Raw genomic sequence first — 4,414 nt, forward strand, 5'->3', positions numbered from 1 at the left:
GACCCTGGAAGCCGCGCCAGTGCTAGGGGCGACGGTCAGAAATGCCGAAAATCGGGCTCAAACTGTCGAACTCGGGTACCCACTCTGTGAGTGATACATCCCTAACAATTCCGGACACCTCATCCCCCTCCTTTCCAATAGTTGGCATTGGCGCATCCGCAGGGGGCCTTGAGGCGATTTCCGAACTCCTCGTGGCGATGTCCGCTGCGGGCGGCGCGGCGTTTCTGGTGGTGCAGCATCTCGATCCCTCCCGGCATAGTCTTTTGCCCGAGATCCTCTCCTCGCACACGGATATGGTGGTCCTGGAGGGGAGCGAGGGGATGTCGATCGACGCGGGCCACGTGTACGTCATTCCGCCGAACGCCCGCATGCTGGTGGACCAACGACGCATTCGCCTCCTGCCGCGAGAAGCCGCGCTGGGTCCGCCTATGCCCGTAGATGACTTGTTTGATTCGCTGGCCACAGACCAGGGGGCGCACGCCATCGGCGTAGTCCTGTCAGGCAGCGGATCGGATGGCGCACTTGGCCTGCGTGCGATCCAGCGCGAGGGTGGCATCACATTCGCGCAGGATGAGCAATCCGCAAGATTCGCAAGCATGCCGAATGCGGCCATTGGCACCGGTTGTGTCGATTTCGTCATGTCCCCACGGGAGATCGCGGAAGAGATCAAGCGAATCGCGGATAAGCCGCACGTCTCGTCGGGGAGCGATCTTGACGACAGCCGGCCGGAGCATCCTGCCGGCCGTGGGTTGCGACACGTGTTCCGGCTGCTTTACAACGCTTGCGGCATCGACTTCACCCACTACAAGCGCGGCACGGTGGAGCGCAGGCTGTCGCGACGAATGGCGCTGCGGCAGATTTCATCGCTGGCGGACTACAGTCAGGTACTGGAATCCGATCCGGCCGAGTCACTAGCACTCGGACGGGATCTCCTGATCCGCGTGACCGAGTTCTTCCGCGATCCTGACGCATTCGAGGCACTGGTCCAGACCGTGTTCCCGCGTATCCTGGGTGAGCGAAACGCAAACGTACCCATACGGATATGGGTCCCGGGCTGCGCAAGCGGCGAGGAGGTGTATTCCGTCGCCATGTGTCTTGTTGAGTATCTGGGAGAGCGCGTCGCCAGCACCCCCATTCAGATCTTCGGGACCGACGTGAGCCTGGACGCCCTGGAGACCGCGCGGGCGGGACGCTATATCGAGAACATCGCTCGCAACGTCAGCGCCGAGCGCCTGAAGCGCTTTTTTGTGCGCGACGGCGATCACTACCGGATCGACAAGTCACTGCGCGATCTCTGCACCTTCGCGCGCCATAACATTGCCGCCGATCCGCCGTTCTCCCGCATGGATCTGGTGAGTTGCCGCAACCTGCTGATTTACCTTGACCCGGTCCTGCAGCGCAATGTGATTCCGGTATTTCACTATGCGCTGCGCGCCGAAGGCGTGCTGATGCTAGGCCCATCGGAGACGGTAGGCGCGTTCTCCGAGTATTTTGGTGTCCTGGAGAACAAGCGCGCCAGGCTGTATATCAGGAAGCCGCGCCCGGATCGCCTGCGCAGCGGCGTATCTAGCGGGGTCTCCACGCCGGAGTCGTCCGAGGGCGTGGCGCAGATGACAGCCGACAAGCGGGAACCCACAAGCGGGGCGCGGCTGCGCCAGGAGGCAGACCGCAAGGCGCTGGCGCGCTACGCGCCCCCGTCCGTCCTGTGCGACGAGGACCTGAATATCGTCGAGTATCGCGGGGACACGAGCGCGTGGCTCGTCAATCCCGACGGGCCGCCGAGCAGCAATCTCCAGCGGCTCGCCAAGCCTGAAGTGTTCCTGGCGGTGACTGAAGCGGTCAAGCAGGTCCTTCAGGAAGGGGTAGCAGTTCGAAAGTCGGGTTTGGACGCAGCCGGGGGCACGGCATCGGAGACCAGCCTGGAAGTGCATCCCGTGCAAATCGCCGGTACTGACGGAAAATGGTTTCTGGTTTTCTTCGGAGATGTGCAGTCGCGATCTGCCCTCATGCCTGCTGCCGCGCCCGGACCGTTCAAGGCCTGGATGCTAGAGGCCTTGCAAAAGGGCATTGGCCAGAAGGCTGTGCATTCCCCTGGTGACAAAGACGGGCAGATCGCGCGGCTCACCGCAGAGCTTAATGCCACTCGGGAGCGGCTTCGGGCGACACTCGAGGAGCATGAAAGCGCGCGGGAGGAGCTGAAGTCGAGCGAGGAGGAGCTGCTATCCAGCAATGAGGAGTTTCGCAGCACGAACGAAGAGCTGGGGACTGCGAAGGAGGAGCTCCAGTCCATCAACGAAGAGCTTTCCACCACCAACGACGAATTGCGCTACCGCGTGCGCGAACTCAAGGCACTGCATGAAGAGATGACCCGGGCGCGGGACTATGCCGAGGCCATCATCGAGACCATTGCAGATCCGGTTGTGGTGCTGGACGCCGAACTGCGCATCGTGCGGGCGAACTCCGCCTTGTACCAGACCTTTTCAACCACGGCCGAGACGACGGTCGGCATGCGGTTCTACGCGATTGGCGATGGGCAATGGGATATCCCCGCCTTGCGCGAATTGCTCGAGGACATTCTTCCGCAGCGGCGCGTCGTTCGCGACTATCAGATCACGCATTTGTTTCCGCGCGTCGGGGTGCGCACGATGCGCGTGAACGCGCTGCGCATTGCCTGGCCGGCGCAGGCGCTCATTCTGCTCACCATTCAGGACGTCACGCAACAGCGCGACGATATGGCACGGCTTGAGGATGCCGATCGGCAGAAGGATGAATTTCTCGCCATGCTGGCCCACGAACTGCGCAATCCCCTGGCGGCGATTCGCAATGGTTTCCAGATCTGGAAAAGCGGCGTCGCCGATGAGGCGACCATCAAATCGGCACAAGCGGCAGTCCACCGGCAACTTGAGCACGAAATCGGGCTCGTGGACGATCTGCTGGATGTTTCGCGAATCACTCGCGGCATCATTTCACTCAGGTCCCGGCTTGTCGATCTCGGGGTCGCCGTGCGGCACGCCGCTGAGTCGCTGCGCGCAAATGCCGCGGCGCGCCAGCATCGGCTGACGCTCTCGATACCGGACGAACCGCTGGTCGTGAACGGCGACGTCATGCGGCTTGAGCAGATCGTGAATAACCTGCTGGGCAATGCGATCAAGTACACACCTGCGCAGGGTGAGGTTCAACTTGTTCTGGAGCGGCAAGGCGAAGAGGCTGTGCTGACCGTCATCGATAGCGGCATCGGTATGGAGGCCGCGTTCATTCCCAACATTTTCCGGATCTTCGTGCAGGCGGAGCCATCGCTTGACCGGCGCTCCGCTGGTCTCGGGCTTGGCCTGGCGCTGGTCAAGCGCCTGGTCGAGTTGCACCAGGGCTCCGTGCGGGCTTCGAGCGAAGGCCGGGGCCGGGGCAGCAAGTTCGTTGTGCGGCTTCCGGTGCTGCCCCAGGGAACGCCGGCAGATCCACCATCGGAAGGCGATCGAGGCGATACGGTCGAGGTGCCATCCCAACGCATCCTGGTGGTCGACGACAACGCAGACGGGGCGCAAAGCAGCGCGGCGCTGCTCAGCCTTTATGGGCACGAGGTACAAGTCGCGGAAGACGGAGAGACGGCACTAAGCTACTTGCGAAGTTTTCGGCCCGACGTGGTACTGCTCGATATCGGGTTGCCTGGTATGGATGGCTACGAGGTTGCGCATCGGATCCGCTCGATGCCGGAACACCGGCATGTGCTATTGGTCGCCCTCAGCGGATATGGACAGGCGGAGCACCGGCATCGGTCACGCGACGCGGGTTTCGACCACTATCTTGTCAAGCCCGCGGATCTCCGCGAATTGAACACGTTTATCGCTTCGTGGCGCCACAGCCGCGAAGAAGGAAGCGCTCCCTCGCAGAGTTCTCCGCCGGTCTCCTAGTGTTTTGATGGTTGATGGGCTGGACGTGTTTTGGCGCTTCTAGCTGCTGTCGCGGCTGTACGGGGTTGGCCGTTTTAGAACGTGTGAGATGTCACTTTTCTTTACTCGTAAAGAAAAGTAACCAAAAGAAAGCGATCCTTGCAGGAGGCTGGCGTGGCGTCATTGGGGACTCCAATGATTTCGTCGTACGGCCCTGGGTTCTAACTGACTCGTGCCGTTACCAGTTTAGACCACCACGACGCTGCCAATGCCCGGGGATTCGTGGTGGCCCCCACCGGTAGCCACCACCACTTGTTTCATGCCGCCTGTCGCTCGCGGCGCGGGCGGCCACGAAGTGGCAAGCGTCCCGTTTCCGTCGTGGGCGCGGTGGCACCGAAAAAAATGGTTCGTCAGAAAAATGTGTGGGTTGACGAAGGCTCGGGAAGGCTTCCAAGTGCATGATATAGCGCGATTTCCGTCGCCCTGAAGGTTCGGAATCCGTACGATTTTCTCATGGTGACTTTGGC

Annotated in this window: 1 protein-coding gene; it reads left to right on the forward strand. The window is 61.7% G+C overall.

From position 1 onward, the window contains the following. Nucleotides 1–41 precede the first annotated feature (41 nt). Nucleotides 42–3,908 (forward strand): chemotaxis protein CheB, encoded by a 3,867-nt coding sequence (locus ACGLHR_RS50755; protein WP_400103576.1) that lies wholly within the window; start codon nucleotides 42–44, stop codon nucleotides 3,906–3,908. Nucleotides 3,909–4,414 lie beyond the last annotated feature (506 nt).

Source organism: Cupriavidus sp. CuC1, from assembly GCF_044627735.1.
GTDB lineage: Bacteria > Pseudomonadota > Gammaproteobacteria > Burkholderiales > Burkholderiaceae > Cupriavidus > Cupriavidus ulmosensis.